Annotated in this window: 20 protein-coding genes; 12 read left to right on the forward strand and 8 right to left on the reverse strand. The window is 72.0% G+C overall.

Features of this window, described 5'->3' with window-relative positions; translation table 11 throughout:
* Positions 1-205 precede the first annotated feature (205 nt).
* Positions 206-1,024, forward strand: coding sequence for a polysaccharide deacetylase family protein (locus tag HUN58_RS10335; RefSeq protein WP_180225810.1), 819 nt, complete (start codon positions 206-208; stop codon positions 1,022-1,024).
* Positions 1,025-1,045: 21 nt separating this feature from the next.
* Here the strand turns inward: HUN58_RS10335 and HUN58_RS10340 are convergent, their stop codons facing one another.
* The 3 genes from HUN58_RS10340 to HUN58_RS10350 all read right to left on the reverse strand — a co-directional run bounded on the left by HUN58_RS10340 (position 1,046) and on the right by HUN58_RS10350 (position 3,662).
* Positions 1,046-1,669 carry a DNA alkylation repair protein gene (locus tag HUN58_RS10340; protein WP_167509970.1) on the reverse strand — a complete coding sequence of 208 codons (624 nt, stop codon included), beginning with the start codon at positions 1,667-1,669 and terminating at the stop codon, positions 1,046-1,048.
* A 67-nt stretch (positions 1,670-1,736) separates the two neighbouring features.
* Positions 1,737-2,405: a hypothetical protein gene (locus HUN58_RS10345; protein WP_141859898.1), complete on the reverse strand. Its 669-nt coding sequence runs from the start codon at positions 2,403-2,405 to the stop codon at positions 1,737-1,739.
* 162 nt (positions 2,406-2,567) lie between these two features.
* Positions 2,568-3,662, reverse strand: a complete 1,095-nt coding sequence (locus HUN58_RS10350; protein ID WP_180225811.1) for a type I restriction endonuclease — start codon at positions 3,660-3,662, stop codon at positions 2,568-2,570.
* A 292-nt stretch (positions 3,663-3,954) separates the two neighbouring features.
* Here HUN58_RS10350 and HUN58_RS10355 point away from each other — a divergent pair, with 292 nt between their 5' ends.
* The 9 genes from HUN58_RS10355 (at position 3,955) to HUN58_RS10395 (ending at position 14,553) form a co-directional block, all read left to right on the forward strand.
* Complete coding sequence (locus HUN58_RS10355) at positions 3,955-5,580, forward strand: ABC transporter substrate-binding protein (protein ID WP_180226072.1); 1,626 nt, start codon at positions 3,955-3,957, stop codon at positions 5,578-5,580.
* The gene (locus HUN58_RS10360; protein ID WP_180225812.1) at positions 5,577-6,530 is read left to right on the forward strand and encodes an ABC transporter permease; all 954 of its coding nucleotides are present in this window, start codon (positions 5,577-5,579) and stop codon (positions 6,528-6,530) included. Before HUN58_RS10355 ends, HUN58_RS10360 begins: the two co-directional genes overlap by 4 nt.
* Positions 6,527-7,402: an ABC transporter permease gene (locus HUN58_RS10365; protein WP_180225813.1), complete on the forward strand. Its 876-nt coding sequence runs from the start codon at positions 6,527-6,529 to the stop codon at positions 7,400-7,402. The genes HUN58_RS10360 and HUN58_RS10365 overlap by 4 nt, the downstream gene beginning before the upstream one ends.
* A gap of 3 nt (positions 7,403-7,405) precedes the next feature.
* Positions 7,406-9,325, forward strand: a complete 1,920-nt coding sequence (locus HUN58_RS10370) for a gamma-glutamyltransferase family protein (protein ID WP_254631444.1) — start codon at positions 7,406-7,408, stop codon at positions 9,323-9,325.
* A gap of 4 nt (positions 9,326-9,329) precedes the next feature.
* Positions 9,330-10,973 (forward strand): ABC transporter ATP-binding protein, encoded by a 1,644-nt coding sequence (locus HUN58_RS10375; protein WP_254631445.1) that lies wholly within the window; start codon positions 9,330-9,332, stop codon positions 10,971-10,973.
* Between the two features lie 391 nt (positions 10,974-11,364).
* On the forward strand, positions 11,365-12,066 hold the full coding sequence (locus HUN58_RS10380; protein WP_229666918.1) for a GntR family transcriptional regulator: 702 nt from the start codon (positions 11,365-11,367) through the stop codon (positions 12,064-12,066).
* Between the two features lie 129 nt (positions 12,067-12,195).
* Positions 12,196-12,636, forward strand: a complete 441-nt coding sequence (locus tag HUN58_RS10385) for an OsmC family peroxiredoxin (RefSeq protein WP_058742613.1) — start codon at positions 12,196-12,198, stop codon at positions 12,634-12,636.
* 97 nt (positions 12,637-12,733) lie between these two features.
* Complete coding sequence (locus HUN58_RS10390) at positions 12,734-12,991, forward strand: hypothetical protein (RefSeq protein ID WP_114850705.1); 258 nt, start codon at positions 12,734-12,736, stop codon at positions 12,989-12,991.
* 53 nt (positions 12,992-13,044) lie between these two features.
* Positions 13,045-14,553 carry a threonine/serine exporter ThrE family protein gene (locus HUN58_RS10395; protein WP_180225815.1) on the forward strand — a complete coding sequence of 503 codons (1,509 nt, stop codon included), beginning with the start codon at positions 13,045-13,047 and terminating at the stop codon, positions 14,551-14,553.
* A 114-nt stretch (positions 14,554-14,667) separates the two neighbouring features.
* Here the strand turns inward: HUN58_RS10395 and HUN58_RS10400 are convergent, their stop codons facing one another.
* The gene (locus HUN58_RS10400; RefSeq protein ID WP_058742616.1) at positions 14,668-14,862 is read right to left on the reverse strand and encodes a DUF2795 domain-containing protein; all 195 of its coding nucleotides are present in this window, start codon (positions 14,860-14,862) and stop codon (positions 14,668-14,670) included.
* A 98-nt stretch (positions 14,863-14,960) separates the two neighbouring features.
* The gene (locus HUN58_RS10405; RefSeq protein ID WP_058742617.1) at positions 14,961-15,641 is read right to left on the reverse strand and encodes a TetR/AcrR family transcriptional regulator; all 681 of its coding nucleotides are present in this window, start codon (positions 15,639-15,641) and stop codon (positions 14,961-14,963) included.
* A 160-nt stretch (positions 15,642-15,801) separates the two neighbouring features.
* Between HUN58_RS10405 and HUN58_RS10410 the strand changes: the two genes are divergently transcribed.
* The gene (locus HUN58_RS10410; protein ID WP_180225816.1) at positions 15,802-16,119 is read left to right on the forward strand and encodes a hypothetical protein; all 318 of its coding nucleotides are present in this window, start codon (positions 15,802-15,804) and stop codon (positions 16,117-16,119) included.
* Positions 16,120-16,189: 70 nt separating this feature from the next.
* Here the strand turns inward: HUN58_RS10410 and HUN58_RS10415 are convergent, their stop codons facing one another.
* Entirely contained in the window at positions 16,190-17,071 is an 882-nt protein-coding gene (locus HUN58_RS10415; RefSeq protein WP_167510169.1) for an SDR family oxidoreductase, read from the reverse strand.
* 204 nt (positions 17,072-17,275) lie between these two features.
* On the opposite strand from HUN58_RS10415, the gene HUN58_RS10420 reads away from it, so the two are divergent.
* Positions 17,276-18,067: a hypothetical protein gene (locus HUN58_RS10420; protein ID WP_141859874.1), complete on the forward strand. Its 792-nt coding sequence runs from the start codon at positions 17,276-17,278 to the stop codon at positions 18,065-18,067.
* Positions 18,068-18,103: 36 nt separating this feature from the next.
* Here the strand turns inward: HUN58_RS10420 and HUN58_RS10425 are convergent, their stop codons facing one another.
* Both HUN58_RS10425 and HUN58_RS10430 read right to left on the reverse strand, forming a co-directional pair.
* Positions 18,104-18,886 carry an endonuclease/exonuclease/phosphatase family protein gene (locus tag HUN58_RS10425; protein WP_180225817.1) on the reverse strand — a complete coding sequence of 261 codons (783 nt, stop codon included), beginning with the start codon at positions 18,884-18,886 and terminating at the stop codon, positions 18,104-18,106.
* A 9-nt stretch (positions 18,887-18,895) separates the two neighbouring features.
* On the reverse strand, positions 18,896-19,474 hold the full coding sequence (locus HUN58_RS10430; protein WP_167509968.1) for a sigma-70 family RNA polymerase sigma factor: 579 nt from the start codon (positions 19,472-19,474) through the stop codon (positions 18,896-18,898).
* Between the last annotated feature and the right edge of the window lie 50 nt (positions 19,475-19,524).

The raw sequence follows: 19,524 nt of genomic DNA on the forward strand, positions 1-19,524 counted from the left end.
GCGCGTGGGAGACCGATCCGCGCATCGGATGCCGATCCGCGCGTGAGAGACCGATCCGCGCGTCGGAAGCCGTTCCTTCCGCCACCCGACGCGCGGATCCGCCTCCGATCACAGGCGCGATGGGCTCGAACGTGGCCGATCGGCCAGTCGGTCTCCGCCCGTCCGCCGATGCGCCCGGTGCCGCCCACCCGCCACGCTGGCTCCGATGGACCACCGCACCACGCGCCGCAGCCTGCTCACCGGGGCCGGAGCGCTCCTCGCCGCCGGGGCGCTCGCCGCGTGTTCATCCGAGCCGCGCCGGCGGGCGACGAGCGCGACCCCGACGCCGACAGCCACCCGGACACCCACGGGCACGCCCACACCGACACCGACACCGACACCGACCCGTCCGGCACTGACGAAGGTGCCGCTGCCCCGGGGGACCGTGACGGGTCTGCCAGCGGGGACACCCGGGATCGCGTGGACGGTGGACGACGGGGCATCGTCGGACGTCGTCGCCGCGTACGCCCGGTTCGCGGCCGAGACCGGCACGCGCCTGACCTTCTTCGTCAACGGCGCGCGGCCCGCGTGGACCGAGCACGCCGACCTGCTGCGGCCGCTCGTCGCCTCCGGGCAGGTGCAGCTCGGGAACCACACGTGGGATCACCCCGCCCTGACGAAGCTCGGCGACCAGGCGGTCCAGGACCAGCTGACGCGGAACCACGCCTTCATCCAGGACACCTACGGCGTCGACGCGAAGCCGTACTTCCGGCCGCCGTTCGGCTACCACGACGCCCGGGTCGACCGGGCGGCGGCGGCCGTCGGCTACACCACCCCGCTGCTCTGGTACGGGACGCTCGCGGACTCCGGGGACATCACCTCGGACCAGATCGTCGGCTTCGCGGAGCAGTGGTTCCAGCCGGCGCACATCGTCATCGGGCACGCCAACCACCCCGGCACCATCGGCGCGCTGCCGAGGCTCCACGCCCTGCTCGAGCAGCGCGGCCTGGCGACCTACACGCTCGACGACGTGTTCTCCCACTGACTCCGGCCCCGCGCGAACAGGTCAGGCGCGCAGCCGGTCGCGCTCGGTTGGGGGCAGGTGCTCGGTCGCGGTCGCCCGTGCCGCCGGGGTCAGGAACCGCCCGTGCCGCTCGAGGAACGCCACGAGCGCCGGCTCGGAGGCCCGCTTGCCGGTCTCGCGCAGGACCCACCCGAGCGCCGACTGCACGGTGTCGCTGCGCTCGCGGACGAGCCGCCCGACGATCCCGAGCGGGACCTCGGCGTCGCCCTGCTTCGCGAACGCCAGGGTCGCCACGACCGCGATCCGGCGCACCATCGCCACGTCGGACTTCACGAGCGCGAACAACGGGCCGGTCGAACCGCCGACGAGCGGCGCACCGACGAGCTCCTCCGCCGCGAGGTCGACGAGCGTGGTGTCGTCGAAGCGCTCCGCCTTCGCCGCGGCGAGGAACTCGTCCGTCAGCTCGGCGTCCGGCCGCGCCCGCATCGCCTGCACGAGGAGCACCACCGCGACGAGCCGCGCGCCGGGGTCCTCGCTCCAGAGCAGGGCGGACCGCTCCCCCGCGTCGAGGTCCGCGAACTGCCGGGCGACCCGCCGCGCCGCCGCCACGTCCCCCGGGGTCCGCGCGAGGGCGGCGAGGACCGCCTCGGCGTCGCATGTCTGCATCACCGCCACGGTACTCGTCGCCATGGATCGTCCGACACGAGGAACGGCCGGGTCCGTCAGGCGCAGATCAGCCGGACAGGGGCAGCAGCTGGGAGTCATCCGCCAAGCTGAGTGCCGCACGTCCGGTGTTCTTCACGAATGCCTCGGACGAGAACAGCGCAAATGGTGTGCCAGCCGCCACAGCCGACGTGAGCGCTCCCAGGTGGTGCGAGTTCGGCATGAACACGCTGATCGCATCGTCGCTTCGTCCGGACGCGTCCAGAAGCGTCAGCTCCAAGCGTTTCCCTTCAGCCACCGGGTACGCGTTGTACTTCGCCAGCCCCTCCACGTAGTACGCGCGGTGCTTCGTGACCTGAGTCTCGATGGATGCCGTCAGCGCGCTGAACGCGTTCCCGGTGGGAGCGAAGGCCAGCTCATGCCACCAGTGATCGATGCCGCCGAACCGGATCTTCTCGCGACGGCCGAAGTGCTCGTCGGCACCGACCTGCAAAGCGAGAGCACGAAGGCCGACGACACCGCCCACAGGAGCGCCGTAGGCGTACTGCGTTCGCGACTGTCCGGTCGGAGCGGAGTCGACGGCCGACCGTCGCGACTCGGGCACCGGGACACCCGTCAGACCATGGATGTGCTCGTACACGCCCGCCACAGGTGCGGAGCTGTCCGTCGATCTGCGCGGCGCACCATGCGGCACGAGCGCGTGGGCGGAGCCGGAGAAGCACGAGAACTTGGCCGCCACGGGCACTGCGCCACCTGACGCCACATCCCGAACAGTGCTCCTCGAATGGAAGAGTCGTGCGCCGCAACCGGCCCAGCCTCAACGCCCGGAACCTGCCCGGAGCTCGTCTTCCACCTCGTCGGGGGGAACACCCGGCCGGAGGGTTCGTGAACCGCCTTCACTTCAGCGCAAGCGTGACACGGACACCCGGAGGGCATCCGCGTGCAGGTAGATGTCCTCGAGCGACTCAATCGGGTGTCGCGTCTCGACTTTGTCCTCGTCGAACAACCCGATGTACTTCTGCTTCTTCCCGTTGAACCAGAGGCGCGCGATCGGCTTGCGGTTGTTGTTGTCGAGCAGAATGGCGAAGTACGACTTCTGATCCCGGTGCACGATGCGCTCGGGCTTGACCTCGCTGCAGGCGATGGCCTTGACGATCTGATAGCCCTCGAGTTCCTCGGGCGTGGTCTCGATCTCGGTGTCTCGATCTATGTCCTCTTCCACCACCAGCTCGCTCGAGAGCGCCTCGACGGAAGCAGCTTGCTCGATCGGCGCCGTGTAGGAGGCACCGAGCGCCGTCTTCAGACGGTCGTTGACCTGTTCGTTGAGGAATTGCTTCGAGGCCTTGGCGACGAGCGTCGTGAACTGGCTGCGCGCCTCCTGGGTGAAGCGCCCCTCGTAGACACGCGACGCGAAGAGTCGGACGAAGTCCTCCTCGGGCTCCCGGAACTGTACGGCGATGGCACGCTTCAGCGCGCCGACGTACTTGAGTTCCTCGGCCGCGCTGATCACCGAATCGAGGTCGAACACGTCCTTCGTGAGCTTGCTGAGCTCCGGCAGGAGTGTCTCGTCGATGTCGGCTAGGTCGAGCACGAGGAACGGTCGGTCGTCCATCTTGTTCGGTGCGTCGAGATCCGTGTAGAAGTTGTAGACCTCGCCGTTGGTCAACACGGCGATGCGTGCGTTCGTGACGGAGAAGTACCGGAAGAGCTGGGATGCATGCTCGATCTTGAGCGGCTCCGTGGACTTCTTGCACTCGATGAGGATCTGCACCTCACCGTCGCGCATGATCGCGTAGTCGACCTTCTCCCCACGCTTCACGCCGACGTCCGCCGTGAACTCCGGAACGACTTCGAGGGGGTTGAACACGTCGTACCCGAGGATCGTCGAGATGAAGGGCATCACGAACGCGTTCTTCGTGGCCTCCTCGGTCTGGATCGCCTGGCGTTGGTTGTGCACCTTCGTGGCCAACGCAGCGAGACGCTCTTCGAACTCCATCGTTCACTCCTGTCCTCACACTCAGGATAAGTGACCGGTCGTCAACTCGAGGGGTTCTCACCGAGCCCCAGAGCGAGGGACACCGCAGACCTCGGAGCGAGGTGCCGGAGGACGAGTCCAAGCGGCATAGGCGCAGCGTTACAAGCTCGAAACGTCACGTATACAAAAGCGAGCGACGATCCGTGATTGTATGCAATCACCGCACTCCTGAGCGTGACTCCACAAGAGTCGCCACGCACACCGCAGCTCCAGGAACACGATGTCCCAGACCTCCCCCCGACGCCGCCGGACAATGCTCGCCGTGCCCGCCGTCGCCCTCGCCGCCACGCTCGCCCTCACCGCCTGCGTCCCGGTCCAACGCTCGAAGGCCGGCGGCGCGACCGCCGGCACCGTCACGACCGTCGCGATCGGCGACCAGCAGGTCCGCGAGGGCGGTGACCTCGTGATGGCGCTCTCCGCCGAGCCGGACCGACTCGACCCGACCACGTCGTCGTCGCTGTACACCCGGTACGTCATGGAGACGATGTGCCAGAAGCTGTACGACATCGACGCCGAGGGCACCGTCGTCCCGATGCTCGCGACCGAGCTCCCGACGGTCTCCGACGGCGGGAAGACCGTGACGTTCCCGGTGCACACCGGGTACCGCTTCGCCGACGGCACCCCGTTCGACGCGGACGCCGTCGTGACGACGCTCGAGCGCAACCTGACGAAGGACGACTCGAGCCGGAAGAGCGAGATGGGTCCGGTGTCGAGCATCGACGCGGTCGACGACCACACCGTCCGGATCCGCTACGCGACGCCCTTCGCCCCGATCACCGCCGCGCTCGCGGACCGTGCGGGCATGGTGATGTCGCCGACCGCGCTGGAACAGGAGGGCGACGGGTTCGGCGACCACCCGGTCTGCATCGGCCCGTACAAGTTCGTCGAGCGCGTCCCGCAGACGTCCATCACGGTCGAGCGCGACCCGCAGTACCACGACCCGGCGAGCGCGCACTTCGACCGGATCACCTACCGGATCATCACGGACGCGAGCATCCGCGCGCAGAACCTGAAGTCCGGCGACGTGCAGGTGGCCGACTCGATCTCGACCCAGGACGTCGACGAGCTCATGCGGCGGAAGGACCTCAGCGTCCTGCGCACCGGGTCGCTCGGCTACCAGGGCATCACGATCAACCTGGCCAACCAGGACGGCGTCGGCACGGACCCGAAGCCGCTCGACACCCCGCTCGCCACGCAGCGGACGGTCCGGCAGGCCCTGTCGATGTCGATCAACCGTGCCGAACTCGTGCAGAGCGTGTTCCGCGGGTGGGCAGACGTCGCGTGCTCGCCGATCCCGGACTCGAGCGTGTTCGCGACGGACGCGAGCAAGACGTGCCCGGAGTACGACCCCGAGCGGGCGAAGCAGCTCCTCGAGCAGGCCGGCGTCGAGCAACCGTTCCCGATCGAGATGGAGGTGACGAACACCCCCGACACCGTGCGGTTCGCCCAGGCACTGCAGGCCCAGGCCCGTGCCGGCGGCTTCGCGATCACGATCACGCCGGTCGAGTACACGACCCTGCTCGACGACCAGACCCGCGGTGACTTCCAGGCGCTCCAGCTCGGCTGGTCCGGCCGAGTGGACCCGCACGGCAACATCGGCTCGTTCCTCGGCACCGGCGGCGGCAACAACTACCCCGGGTACTCCGACCCCGACGTCGACGACCTGATCAGCCGCGCGGCCCAGGCCACCGACCAGCAGGAGCGCGCCGACCTGTACGGGCAGCTCGTGACGAAGGTGCAGCAGGACGACCCGATCATCTACCTCTACCGGACCCGGAGCATCACGGGCGTCAGCACGGACGTCGCCGGGGTCTCCACCTACGCCGACGGCGTGGTCCGACTCAGCCAGGCGGCGTTCGTGGAAGGCGGCAGCAAGTGATCCGGTACGTCGTGACCCGACTCTGGCAGGCGGCGCTCACGCTCGCCCTCGCCTCGGTCGTCGTGTTCTTCGGGGTCCGGCAGCTGCCGGGCGACCCCGCCCTGGCCCTCGCCGGGGAAGAGGCGAGTCCCGAGCGGCTCGCGGCGGTCCGCGCGGACCTCGGCCTCGACGACTCCCTGCTCGTGCAGTACTGGCGCTTCGTGGTCAACGCGCTGCAGGGCGACTTCGGCCAGTCGACGCGCACGGGGACGCCCGTCACCGAGCTGCTCGGCTCGACCCTGCCGGTCACGCTGTGGCTCGCGCTGTACGCGATCGTCGTGGCGGTCGTCGTCGGGGTCGCCCTCGGCACCCTCGCCGAGCGGTACCGCGGCCGTTGGCCCGAGTGGATGGCGAACGCTGCCGCGCTCGTCGGCCTGAGCGTCCCGAACTTCTGGCTCGGGATCCAGGCGATCGTGTGGCTCGCCGCGGGGCTCGGCTGGTTCCCGGCGTCCGGCTACGTCCCGGTGACGAGCGACCCCCTCGGCGCCCTGCACCACCTGACGCTGCCGGCCCTGATCCTCGGGACCTCGCTCGCCGCCGTGATCATGCGGCAGACCCGTGCCTCGATGATCGAGACGATGAAGACCGACTTCGTCCGCACCGCCCGCGCGAAGGGCCTCAGCCGCCCGCGCGTGCTGTTCCGGTACGGACTGCGCAACTCGATGATCGTCGTCGTGACGATCGTCGGCCTGCAGCTCGGCGGGCTCATCTCCGGCGCGGTCGTCACGGAGCGCATCTTCGCGCTGCCGGGCTTCGGCAAGCTCACGCTCGACGCCGTCTTCACCCGCGACTACCCGGTCATCCAGGCCGTCGTCCTCGTGATCACCCTCGGCTACGTCCTCATCAACTTCGCCGTGGACGTCCTGTACTCCGTCATCAACCCGAAGATCCGCGTGGGGGGCACCGCATGACCACCATCACAGCGCCGTTCGACCTCGGGTCGAGCCGCGGTCGCGTCTGGAAGCAGGTCCGGGCGAACCGCCTCGGCATGACCGGCGGCATCATGCTCGCCGTCGTCGTCCTCGCCGGGGTCACCGCCCCGCTCGTCGCCCCGTACGACCCCACCACGACGCACTTCGACCTGCCGTTCCAGGTGCCGTTCACCGTCGGCTTCGGCCTGGGCACCGACGACCTCGGGCGCGACATCCTGTCCCGCACGCTGTACGGCATCCAGGTCTCGCTCGTCGTGGGCGTCCTGTCGGTCCTGCTCGCGGTCGTCGTCGGCACCCCGCTCGGGCTGCTCGCCGGGTACTGGCGCTGGCTCGACGCGATCATCAGCCGTCTGACGGACGTCGCACTCGCCTTCCCGTTCCTCATCATCGCGGTCGGACTGGCCGCGATCAGCGGACCGAGCCTGACGAACGCGGTGGTCGCCATCGGCATCTCGCACGTCCCGGCGATGATCCGCATCGTCCGCGGCGAGACGCTCCGGATCACGAGCGCCGACTTCGTGACGAGCGCGAAGACGCTCGACGCGGGCGGCGCGCGGATCATCCTGCAGCACGTCCTGCCGAACTGCGTCTCGGCGATCATCGTGCAGGCCACGGTGATCATGCCGGTCGCGGTCATCGGCGAGGCCCTGCTGTCCTTCCTCGGCCTCGGCATCCAGCCGCCCACCCCGAGCCTCGGCATCATGCTCTCGGACGCGCAGCAGTACCTCGGCCAGGCGCCGTGGGCCGCGGTCGTGCCCGGCGTCGCGATCGCCGTCGTCTGCCTCGGCTTCAACCTGTTCGGCGACGCCCTGCGCGACGCCCTCGACCCCACCGCCTCGGACCGGAAGTAACGCATGCGCACCACCAACCCCGCCTTCACCGCACCGCCGACCGAGACCACCCGGCCGGACCTGCAGGGCACGTTCGGCATGGCCGCCGCGACGCACTGGATCGCGACCGCGACGGCCCAGTCGGTCCTGGAACGCGGCGGCAACGCCTTCGACGCGGCCGTCGCCGGCGCGTTCGTCCTGCACGTCGTCGAGCCGCACCTGAACGGCCCCGGCGGTGACGTCACCGCCGTCTTCGCCACCGCGTCCGACAAGACCCCGACGGTGCTGATGGGCCAGGGACCGGCCCCCGCCGGCGCGACACCGGAGCACCTCCGGTCCGAGGGACTCGACCTGGTGCCGGGATCGGGGGCCCTCGCGGCCGCCGTCCCCGGTGCCGTCGACGCGTGGCTGCTGCTCCTCGCCGAGCACGGCACGTGGGAGCTCGCCGACGTGCTCGCCCCCGCCGTCGGCTACGCCCGCGACGGCCACCCGGTCGCCCCGCGGGTGGTCGCCACGATCGCGACGGTCCAGGACCTGTTCCGGGACCACTGGCCCACCTCCGCCACGCAGTGGCTGCCGGGAGGCACGGTGCCGGTCTCCGGGACCCTCGTGCGCAACGAGGCATGGGCCGGCGTCCTGGACGGGCTCGTGCAGGCCGGTCGCGGTGTCGACACCGACGCGGCGGGCGACGCACGCGTCGCCCGGATCGAGGCGGCGCGCACCGAGTGGGCCGAGGGCGTCGTCGCGCAGGCGGTCGACGCGTTCGTCCGCACCCCGCACCGGCACGCGTCCGGCACGGACCACGCCGGCGTCATCACCGCCGCCGACATGGCGGCCTTCCGGGCGTCCACCGAGCCGGCGACCACCGCCGAGTTCCGCGGGCACACGATCGCGAAGACCGGACCCTGGGGGCAGGGCCCGGCGCTCCTGCAGACCCTGCGCCTGCTCGAGCCGCTCGACGACGAACGCCTCGACCCGTCCACCGTCCTCGGTGCGCACACCATCGTCGAGGCGCAGAAGCTCGCGCTGGCCGACCGCGAGGTGCACTACGGCGAGCGCGACGTCCCGATGGCCGAGCTGCTCTCCGACGCCTACTCCGACGAGCGCCGGGCCCTGATCGGCGACCGCGCCTCGCACGCGTTCCGACCGGGTGCCGTGTCCGTCCCCGGCGGCGTCGCGCCCCCGCTCCGCGAGACCTACACGCCGCGTGGCGAGCCGGTCGCCGGCGTCGGCGAGCCCACCGTCCCGGGCGCCCGCGGCGAGGCCCCGGTGGAGACTCCGGTCGCGGCCCCGGCCGAGGACGACCCGGTGCACGAGGACCGCGGCGAACCGATCGTGATGGCGACCGGCGAGACGCGAGGCGACACGTGCCACATCGACGTCGTCGACCGCTGGGGCAACATCGTCAGCGCGACCCCGTCCGGCGGCTGGCTGCAGTCGTCCCCGACGATCCCCGGGCTCGGGTTCTGCCTCGGCACCCGCCTGCAGATGACCTGGCTCGAGGAGGGCACGGCGTCCACGCTGACCCCCGGCGCCCGACCGCGCACGACGCTCACGCCGACGCTCGTGCTCAAGGACGGCGAGCCGGTCGTGGCGATGGGCTCCCCCGGCGGCGACCAGCAGGACCAGTGGCAGCTGCTGTTCCTGCTCCGCACGATCGTCGGCGGGTGGTCCCCACAGCAGGCGATCGACGCCCCCGCGCTGCACACGACGTCCTTCCCGGGCTCGTTCTGGCCGCGCACCTGGACCCCGGGCGGCCTGGTCGTCGAGGACCGCCTCGGCGACGACGTGATCGCCGGGCTCGAGGAGCTCGGTCACGTCGTCACCCGCGCCGGCGACTGGTCGCTCGGCCGCCTGTCGTGCGTCACGCGCGACCCCGACACCGGCGTCCTGGGCGCCGCCGCCAACCCCCGAGGAGCACAGGGCTATGCCGCAGGACGCTGAGAACGTGACGACGACCACCGGGGCCGCACCGCGCCTCCCGTCCGGAACCGGAGCCGACCACCTGCTCGCCGTGCGCGACCTGCGCGTCGCGTTCGGGGACCGCGAGGTCCTGCACGGCGTCGACCTCGACGTCCGCCGCGGCGAGCGCGTCGCGATCGTCGGACAGTCCGGCTCGGGCAAGTCGACGCTCATCGCGGCGCTCCTCCGGTTGCTGCCGGGCGCCGGGCACATCACCGGCGGGGCGATCACGCTCGGCGACGACGACATCGCGCACGCAGACGAGCCGCTCATGCGGCGGATCCGCGGCGGTCGGATCGGCCTGGTGCCGCAGGACCCGTCGACGAACCTGAACCCGTCGATGCGGGTCGGTGCGCAGATCGCCGACGCGCTCCGTGCCGGCGGGCTGCGCGGACGGGCCGCGGTCCGTCGCCGCGTGGTCGAGCTCATGACCGAGGCCGGCATCCCCGAGGCCGCCCGCCGCGCGGACCAGTTCCCGCACGAGTTCTCCGGCGGCATGCGGCAGCGCATCCTCATCGCGGTCGCGCTCGCCCGACAGCCGGAGCTCCTCATCGCCGACGAACCGACGAGCGCACTCGACGTGACGGTGCAGCGGCAGATCCTCGACCACCTCCAGACCCTGGTGGACCAGCACGGCACCACGCTGCTGTTCGTGACGCACGACCTCGGCGTCGCGGCGGACCGGACCGACCGCATCGTGGTGATGCTCGACGGCGAGGTCGTCGAGCAGGGCGCCCCCGCGGCGATCCTCCGCGACCCGCAGCACGAGTACACGAAGCGGCTCATCGCGGCCGCCCCGGCGCTGTCGGGGGTCGCGCCGGAGCCGACCGCCCCCGGGGAACCGATCCTCGTCGTGTCCGACCTGGTGAAGGAGTACCGGCTGCGCGGCCGTGGCGCCGGCACCCTGCGGGCGAGCGACGGGGTGTCGTTCACGGTCCGCCGGGGCACCACCACCGCGGTGGTCGGCGAGTCCGGGTCCGGCAAGACCACGGTCGCGCGGATCGTCCTCGGGCTCGAGACCCCGACGTCCGGCACGGCGCTCGTCGACGGCCTCTCGATCGGCGCCGCCCGGGGGCGGGAGCGCCGGGCCGTCCGCCGTCGCGTGCAGCCGGTGTTCCAGGACCCGTACGGGTCGCTCGACCCGACGTCGACCATCGAGCGGATCATCGACGAACCCCTCCGCGTGTTCGGGGTCGGCGACCGGGCGTCCAGGACCGAGCGGGTGGCGACGCTCCTCGACCAGGTGGCCCTGCCCCGCGAGGTCGCGCAGCTCCGACCGAACGAGCTCTCCGGCGGGCAGCGGCAGCGCGTCGCGATCGCCCGGGCGCTGGCCCTCGAGCCGGAACTGATCATCCTCGACGAGGCGGTCTCCGCGCTCGACGTGCTCGTGCAGGAACAGATCCTGACGCTCCTCGACGACCTGCAGGACCGGCTCGGGCTGAGCTACCTGTTCATCACGCACGACCTCGGGGTGGTCCGTCGGATCGCGGACGACGTCGTGGTGATGCGACGGGGGAAGGTGGTCGAACGCGGGTCGGTGGCCGCGGTGTTCGACGACCCGCAGGAGCAGTACACGCGGGACCTGCTCGACGCGATCCCGGGGCGGAGCCTCGCGGAAGCGGCCGTGTGACGGACCTGCTCGACGCGATGCTCGGTCCGCGGGCGTCGGAGCCTCGCGGAGGCGGCCGCGTGACGGACCTGCTCGACACGATGCTCGGTCCGCGGGCGTCGGAGCCTCGCCGAGACGGCCGCGTGACGGACCTGCTCGACACGATGCTCGGTCCGCGGGCGTCGGAGCCTCGCCGAGACGGCCGCGTGACGGACCTGCTCGACACGATGCTCGGTCCGCGGGCGTCGGAGCCTCGCGGAAGCGGCCGTGTGACGGACCTGCTCGACGCGATGCTCGGTCCGCGGGCGTCGGAGCCTCGCCGAGACGGCCGTGTGACGGACCTGCTCGACGCGATGCTCGGTCCGCGGGCGTCGGAGCCTCGCCGAGGCGGCCGTGTGAGACGATCGGCCCCGTGCTGAACGGGACGAGCGTCATCGACGCCATCCGCCACGACATCGTGTCCGGTGCGCTGCAGCCCGGGACCCGGGTGACCGAGGCGTTCCTCGCGGAGCGCCACGGCGTCTCCCGGGTGCCCGTGCGCGAGGCCCTGCGCGGCCTCGAGGGCGAGGGCTTCGTGGTGTCCCGCCCGAACGCGGGCTCCCGGATCGCCGACATCCCCTTCGACGAGGCCGACGACCTGTTCGCCGTCCGGGAGTCCCTCGAGACCGCCACCGCCCGCCGCGCCGCCACGCGCGCCCGCACCCTGTTCGACGCACCGTCCCCGCCCGAGGACTGGTGGCGGGTCCGCCGGGAGCTCGGCGAGGTCCTCGACGCCGGGGACGCCGCCGTGGCGCGCGACGAGCTCGACCTGCTCGTCGACCTGAACGAGCGCTTCCACCTGCTCGTCGCCGAGCTGTCCGGCAGCAGCACGCTCGCGACGCTCCTGCGCCAGCTGTCCCGGAAGATCGAGTGGCTCTACGCGCTCGACACCTCGTCCCGTGGCAAGCGCCTGTGGCCGGACCACCGCCGGATCCTGGCGTCGATCGACGCGGGAGACGTCGACCAGGCCGCCGAGCGCATGGCGTGGCACGTCCGCGAGAGCCGGATCGGGTACGCGGCGCGGACCTCGCCGGCGCAGGCCGACGCGCTGCGTGCGGTGCCGCCCGTCGCCTGAACGGCCCCGGTCCGTTCTGCGCGTTCGCCTGCGCACTTGCCGAGAGCCGGTTGCGAGAACGATCGTTCTCCGATTGACTCGGCTTCGGCGGTCCCGGTCGGGTCCGTCCCCCACACGAAAGGAACGCGAATGCCCACGCGCACCGCACGCACCGCCTGGAACGGCGGCCTGAACGACGGCTCCGGTCAGGTCGAGCTCTCCAGCTCCAAGGTCGGCACCTACGACGTCTCCTTCCCGAAGCGCGCCGCGGACGAGGCCGGTGGCACCACCAGCCCCGAGGAGCTCATCGCCGCAGCGCACTCCGCCTGCTACGCGATGCAGTTCTCCGCGATCCTCGGCGAGGCCGGCGGCACCGTCGAGGCCCTCGACGTCAAGGCCGACGTCTCGCTCGGCCCGGACAGCGCCGGCGGCTTCAAGCTCACCGGCATCGTCCTGACCGTCAACGGCGAGGTCTCCGGCATCGACGAGGCCGCCTTCCTCAAGGCCGCCGACGAGGCCAAGGCGACCTGCCCGGTCAGCAAGGCGCTCACCGGCGTCGACATCGAGCTCAAGGCGACCTTCGAGCAGTAGCGGTCACGTCCCACGGGACGTCACCGAGTGACGGACGGGAGGCACGGTGCCAGCTGGCACCGTGCCTCCCGTCCGTCTGCTGCATACGCTGGGTCGCGTGCTCCGTCGTCTCGTGTCGTCACCCACCCGCATCGCCGGCTGGGCCGGCCTGGCGGCCGTCCTGGTGGGGATCCTGCTGATCGCGACGGCCCCGCACCCGACCGCCGGCTGGTTCGCGTACGCGCCGCTCTCCGACACGACCTTCGTCCCGGACCAGCACCCGTGGCAGGAACGCGCCGGCCAGGCGCTCGTCGCGGTCGGTGCGGTGGTCGTCGCGTTCGTGGTGGGCCGGCTGAGCGCACAGCGCCGCCCCTGACCGCGTCCAGCCGACGTCCGGACTCGGCGGCCGACGGCTGGCACCATGGCGGGATGGCCGAGCAGTTCCTCCCCGGTGTCCCACGGCCCCCGCGTCCGCCGCGGCCCCGCGTGCGCAAGCTCGCCCAGCACGACATCCGCGACGCGCGCGCCCGGCTGCGCGGCACCATCTACGAGGACGTGACGCCGGACACGCGCTCCCGCGAGCAGTACTCGCCGGTCCAGATCGTCGACTTCTGCCTCGACCTGGCCGAGGTGATGCTCGCATCCGGGGCGGACACGCGCAGCGTGGAGACCGCCGTCGTCGCGGTGTCGACGAAGTGGAACCTCGCGCCCCTCGACCTCGACTTCTCCGGCAGCTCGGTGACGATCCAGTACGCGCCGACCGACCACCCGCCCCTCGTGAAGGTGCGGACCGTGCAGTCGGACGGCTCCGACCTCGACCGACTGGCCCGCGCCAACCAGATCGTGGACGACCTCGTGCACGGCGAGCGGGACATGACCTCGGCGGTGAGCGCCCTCGTCGCGGTGCTCCGCCTGCCGCCGCGGTGGCCGTCGTGGTTGGCGGACGTCGGTCTGTCGGTCCTCGGGACCTCGATCGCGATGCAGGCGGGCGGTGGGTGGCGAGCTGGCCTCGGCGCCTTCGTCCTGATGCTCGGGATCATCCTGTCCGGTCGCTGGCTGACCGGCCGGGGCTTCCCGCAGTTCTTCGTCTCCGGTGCCCAGGCAGCCGTCGCCTCGGCACTCGGCACCCTCGCGATCTTCGGCGACGTGCTCACCCCGACGGGGGCAGCCACCATGGTCGCCGCGCTCGTCGTGCTGCTCCTGCCGCACGTGTCGCTCGTCACCTGGGCGCAGGACGCCATCTCCGGCTTCCGGGCGATGGCCGTCGCCCGGGCGTTCTACATCGTGCTCGTCATCGCCGCGATCGTCGTCGGGGTGCCGGCCGGCATCGCGGTGCTGCACTGGCTGAGCATCGAGGTCGACCCGTCCGGGATCGTGCTGCGACCGCTGCCGCTCTGGGCGTCCCTGTCCTTGACGGTGGTGTCCGCGGCGGCGAACTGCTTCGTGCAGCAGGCCAGCGCGCGGGTGATCCCCGTCGCGGTGGTGTTCTCGGTCGCCGCCGGTGCGTTCCTGTGGGAGCTCCGGCACCTCGGGATGCCGCTCCTCGGCGCCACGTTCGTCGCGTCGGTGCTGCTCGGCGTCCTGTCCACCATCGCGGCGGCCCGGATGCGCACGGCGGTGGCGGCGATCGCGGTACCGGCGTTCTGCGGCGCGCTGCTGCCCGGTGTCGCGGTGTCGAACGCACTGCTCAACTTCATGTCCGGCTCGTCCGGGGCCGCGCTCGACTTCGTGGCGGCGGTGTCGGTCGCCCTCGGGATCGGCGCCGGCCTGGTGCTCGGCGGACTCGTGGCGACCCCCGGGGCGCGGCGTGCACTGCGGCGGGCGCGACGGGTGACCGTGCACTCGGTCCACAGCGACACGACGGCGATCCCGGTCCTGCGGGACACCGGGTACGACCCCGGCAACGGGAGCGTCCCGCGGGGGTCCCGGCCGCGCTGATGCGCGCGGCGACGGTCGCTGCCGGCGGCTGCGCTGCCCCGAGCCTCGGGCTGGGCGACGAGTCCCGGGCACGGGGCCGCGGGACTCGTCACCCACGCCGGGACTCGGCGCGCCTCAGCCCGCGTCCGAGACGGCCTTCGACACCGCGGTGGGGGCGTCGTAGTCGCCGTCCGGGATGCCCCGCAGTGCCTCGAGCACGTCGCCGTCGGCACCCTCCTGCTCGGCCTTCGAGACGATGTCGTCCTTCGAGGCCGGGTAGTCGATGCCGCTGAGGTACTTCTGGACCTGGATCGGGTTCGGTGCTGCCATGTCGATCTCCTTCGTTCGCGAGACCCACTGACTACCCGGCCGCCCCTCGGCGCCCTGCCGGTCAGTGCGTCCAGCGGCCGAGGCGCGCGCTCGTCGGCTCAGATCTCCCAGCTGCCGCCGTCGCTCCACGCCGAGAAGCGCTGCGCCGCCGCCGGCTCGTACCGCTCCATCCAGCCACGCTCGAGCCGCGCCACCGCACGGTCGAACGCCGCGACCAGGTCGAGCTCGGCGCGGAGGAGCGCCTGGAGCTGCAGCCCCTCGTACAGGGCGATCAGCTGCTCGGCTCCGCGGCGCGGGTCCATGGTGTGCGGCGCCCGACCCACGGCGACGTCGTGCTCCAGGCCCCGCTTGATCTGCGAGTAGAAGAGCTGGTAGCGGGACCGCAGGTAGGTCGCCATCGGGTGGGCGGGGTTGCCCGCGACGGAGAGCAGGGCGACGAGGAGTCGCATGAGCGCGGGGTCCTCGGCGTTCGAGGCGACGATCGCGCGGAGCAGGTCCACGGTCGAGCCGTCCCCGACCTCGCGCGTGACCTCGTCCATCCGGGCGCCGTTCCAGCGGTCCAGCGCCGCGAGCACGAGACCGTCCCACGACGGGAAGTGCTGTCGGAGCTCCGCGACCGAGATGTCGAGGCGCTCGGCGACGAGCCCGACGTGCGCCTCGTGGAAGGGGACGTCGCGGAGCAGGTCGACGGTCGCACCCACGATCGTGATCCGCAGGTGCAGGGTCGCGGCCGCAGCGGCAGCCGCCTGCGTGTCCGCACTGGTGTGTTCGAGCATCATGCCCTCCGTCGTGCCGCGGACGTCCTGTCCGCACCCCCATCCAAGCGCCTGCACGGGGGCCACCAGAATCCCCGTAACGGGTGTCGGCATGTCGGGGGACAAGGGATCGACCTACACCACGTGCACTGCGCTCGGGGACGGGACGTGCGACGATGCCGGGATGACCCCGGAGGACCCCGTCGCACAGGGACTGGCGACCATGGCGTCGGCGGGCTTCGAGTTCGGGAGCGACGCCGAGCAGGTGGCCCACGACGTCCGGACGATGTGGCAGCAGCTCGGTGCACCGATCGGTGCGTTCGCGGCGGCGGCCGACGCCATCGCCCGGCTCCCGCAGCGCCCCGAGGTCCCGATCGCCGACCAGGCACGTCGACGGGCCTTCGAGCGCGCGGTCGGGATCAACCCGGTCGAGGTCGAGCTCACGGCGGCGATGTCGGCGCGGGAGCTGCTCGAGCGGATGGCACGTTCCGTCGCCTGCTGACGCGACCCTGTGACGGAGTGGAGGCGCGGTGCCGGCCGGCACCGCGCCTCCACTCCGTCACAGGCGGCGACTACGGCGTGGGCATGCCACCGTCGACGTGCAGCGTCTCGCCCACGACGTAGGACGACTCGCCGCTCGCCAGGAACACGAAGGCCGGCGCGAGCTCGGCCGGCTGCCCCCAGCGGCCGAGGTACGTCTGCTCACCGGCGGACGGCAGGGCCTCCGGCGGCTGTCCACCGGCGGGCTGCAGCGGGGTCCAGATCGGCCCGGGAGCGACCGCGTTCACACGGATGCCCTTCGGCGCGAGCTGTGCGGCGAGCCCCTTCGCCATGTTGTTCACGGTCGCCTTCGTCGCGGCGTAGTGCACGAGGTGCGGCGAGGGGGCGTACGCCTGGATCGACGTCGTGTTGATGATCGTGGAGCCGGGCTGCAGGTGCGGCACCGCGGCCTTGGTGATGCGGAACGTGGCGTAGGCGTTCGTCTTGAAGGTCTCGTCGAACTCCTCGTCCGAGATCTTCGTGATGTCGTCGACGTTCTGCTGCTTGCCGGCGTTGTTCACCAGGATGTCGAGACCGCCCAGGCCGTCAACGGCCCGCTGCACGAGCTCCTCGCAGAACGCCAGTTCCGTGATGTCGCCCGGGATGGCCACGGCCGTGCGCCCGGCGTCCTCGATGAGCCCGACGATGCGGTCGGCGTCCTCCTGCTCCTCGGGCAGGTACACGATCGCGACGTCCGCACCCTCGCGGGCGAAGGCGATCGCGACCGCCGCTCCGATGCCCGAGTCGCCGCCGGTGACGAGCGCCTTGCGCCCCTCGAGCCGCCCGGAGCCGCGGTAGGTGTCCTCGCCGTGGTCCGCGGGGACGTTCTGCGCCATCTCCTCGTCGGTCCCGGCGCCCGGGAGGTACTGCTCGTCCGGCTTCTTGTCGGCGTAGAGCTTCGTGGGGTCCTGCATCGTGTACTGGTCGCGACCCGTCCGGCCGCCCTGCTGCTCCGTCATGGGGGCGACGGTACGCACGACCGGACCCGGGCCCGTCCAGCGGGGTGTCCCCCGTGGCGGTTCCGTGACACATCCCCGAATGTCACGAACGCATGACGACGAGGACGCGATTCGGTAACACCTGTCGTTCTGTCCGGTCGGGCGTCGTACGGTCGGCTGGTGACTCCCCGGACCCTGCTCGCGCTTGGCGCTGCCGCGCTCGCCGTCACGGCGGGTTCGCTGGGCGTCGGCCCGAGCCAGCTCGGCGGGGTGCCGACCGCCGCCGCGGCGGAGCTCCCGGGTGACGGCACACCGTCCGCGACGCCGTCCGTCGACGTCTCCACGGCCAAGCTCCGGCGCGTCGACGCCGTCGAGCTCGACGCGGAGTCCCTCGTGTTCCGCAGCGGGGACAAGACCGTCGCCGACGTGTCCATGCGCGACTCGCGGTCGACGGTGGACCTGCTGAACCGGCTGCTCGGCACCCCCGCGCGGACGCAGACCGCGATCGGCTCGGGCGGCGCGTGCTTCCCGTCCGGGACCACCTACACGTGGGGCGGGGCCCTGCGCGTCGCGGCCATGACGACCCCGGCCGCGGCGGGCAACGCCGTCGAGATCCGCGTGCTCAAGGACACCGTCCGCTCGCGGTCCGGCGACCCGGTCGCCCTGTCCGGCCCCGACGGCGTCCAGGTCGGTGACGACATCGGGGACGAACTCCGCGCTGCGCCGCGCTCCGACAAGGTGTCCTTCGGCTCGGGCGACTCCCGTGCCTGGCAGCTCCTGCTCGAACCCGGATGGGCACCGACGACGGACGACGACGCCGACACCGGCGACGAGACCGCAGCGGACGACGACACCACGGCCAGCGGTGATGCCGACGACGCGGGCTCGAACGGGGTCTCCGCCCTGACGAACGGCACCGTCGTGAGCGTGCTCGGCTCCCCGATGCCGGTGCACGCGCAGCGCTCCTGCTGACCGCCGAGCGCCAGCCCTCGGGCTGATCGCCCCGGGTCAGACCCGGATCGTCGCGACCACCGGGAAGTGGTCGCTCGCCGCCCAGGTCTCGGGCCCGTCGTGGTCGATCACGACCCGGTCCACCCCGGTCACCCCGCGTGTGAACACCCAGTCGATGCGCTCCCCCGAGTCCACCGGCGCCTGCCAGTCGTTGTACGTCGCCGTCCGGTCGCCCGGGTCCCCGGCGTCGAGCCAGGCGTCGCGGTACCCGGCGTCCACGAAGACCTGCCAGGCGGCGCCACCGCCCGCCGGCTCGTTGCAGTCGCCCGCGAACACGACCGGTCCGTCGACCGCGTGGAGCCGCTCCACGACCAGCGCGGCGCTCCGCCGTCGGACGTCGTCGCCGTGCGCGTTCTCCTCGTGGTCGAAGTGCGAGGTCAGGAGCGTGAAGGACGACCCGTCGACGTCGAGGAACCGGGCGTGGTTCGCCACCCGCGGGTACAGGCTGCCCCACGTGTTCGACACCGGCTCGTCAGGGGTGTCCGACAGCCAGAACGTGCCCTCGTCCACCGGACGGAGTCGGTCGCGGCGGAAGAACACGGCGGCGTGCTCCCCCGCGGTTCCGCCCTCGCGGGCCTGCCCGACGTCACCGTGGTCCGGCAGACCGGCTCGCAGGTCGTCCATCTGGTGGTCGAACGCCTCCTGCACGCACAGCACGTCGGGGTCGTGCCGCCGGATGACCTCGAGGACCAGCGGCAGTCGGGCCGGCCAGTCGTGGGCCGGGTCCGGGTTCTTCACGTTGTAGGTCATCAGGGTGATCGGGCGCGCGGCGGAGGTCACGGCACGAACCTACCGAGGCGGTCCTGCCCGGTGCGCCAGGGAACGCCGGAGCGCCGAGACGCCGTCGCGCGCACGGCTCTTCGCGGTCCCGAGCGGGACCCCGAGCCGGTCCGCGAGCTCCGGGCCGCTCAGCTCGACCAGGTGGCGGAGCACGACCGCCTCGCGCTGTCGGTCCGGCAGCGACCGGACGGCGTCGCGGAGGGCCGCCCGGTCGAGCACCCCCTCGGCCCGCTCGAGCGACGCGTGGTCGACGAGCTCGAGGTGCCGCGCCCCGATGCGCAGGTCACGCTGCCGATCGGCCTGGCTCGACCGCACCCGGTCGATCGCCCGCCGCTGGGCGATGGTCCGGATCCACGCGACCGCAGTGTGCCGGGGGTCGTACCGTCCGGCGATCTGCCACACCTCGAGGAAGACGTCCTGCACGACCTCCTCGGACTGCCACGGGTCGACCACCACGAGTCGCACCCACCGCTCGACGAGTGGTCGGAGCCGACCGTACAACCGGCCGAACGCGAGCCGGTCACCCTTGGCGGCCGCAAGGAGCCACGCACGTTCTTCGTCCCGGTTCGTCTGCAGTTGCGCTCGCACCGTGACATTCCACATGCCGGTCGGCGCGAGCGCCAATCGACGGGCACCGT

Source organism: Curtobacterium sp. Csp1 (genome assembly GCF_013347185.1).

Bases quoted from the DNA above. Each gene is read 5' to 3' on its own strand.
- HUN58_RS10350 (WP_180225811.1), bottom strand. From the start codon at position 3,662: ATGGAGTTCGAAGAGCGTCTCGCTGCGTTGGCCACGAAGGTGCACAAC.
- HUN58_RS10365 (WP_180225813.1), top strand. From the start codon at position 6,527: ATGACCACCATCACAGCGCCGTTCGACCTCGGGTCGAGCCGCGGTCGC.
- HUN58_RS10385 (WP_058742613.1), top strand. From the start codon at position 12,196: ATGCCCACGCGCACCGCACGCACCGCCTGGAACGGCGGCCTGAACGAC.
- HUN58_RS10335 (WP_180225810.1), top strand. From the start codon at position 206: ATGGACCACCGCACCACGCGCCGCAGCCTGCTCACCGGGGCCGGAGCG.
- HUN58_RS10415 (WP_167510169.1), bottom strand. From the start codon at position 17,071: ATGCAGGACCCCACGAAGCTCTACGCCGACAAGAAGCCGGACGAGCAG.
- HUN58_RS10370 (WP_254631444.1), top strand. From the start codon at position 7,406: ATGCGCACCACCAACCCCGCCTTCACCGCACCGCCGACCGAGACCACC.
- HUN58_RS10395 (WP_180225815.1), top strand. From the start codon at position 13,045: ATGGCCGAGCAGTTCCTCCCCGGTGTCCCACGGCCCCCGCGTCCGCCG.
- HUN58_RS10400 (WP_058742616.1), bottom strand. From the start codon at position 14,862: ATGGCAGCACCGAACCCGATCCAGGTCCAGAAGTACCTCAGCGGCATC.
- HUN58_RS10405 (WP_058742617.1), bottom strand. From the start codon at position 15,641: ATGATGCTCGAACACACCAGTGCGGACACGCAGGCGGCTGCCGCTGCG.
- HUN58_RS10340 (WP_167509970.1), bottom strand. From the start codon at position 1,669: ATGCAGACATGCGACGCCGAGGCGGTCCTCGCCGCCCTCGCGCGGACC.
- HUN58_RS10410 (WP_180225816.1), top strand. From the start codon at position 15,802: ATGACCCCGGAGGACCCCGTCGCACAGGGACTGGCGACCATGGCGTCG.
- HUN58_RS10355 (WP_180226072.1), top strand. From the start codon at position 3,955: ATGCTCGCCGTGCCCGCCGTCGCCCTCGCCGCCACGCTCGCCCTCACC.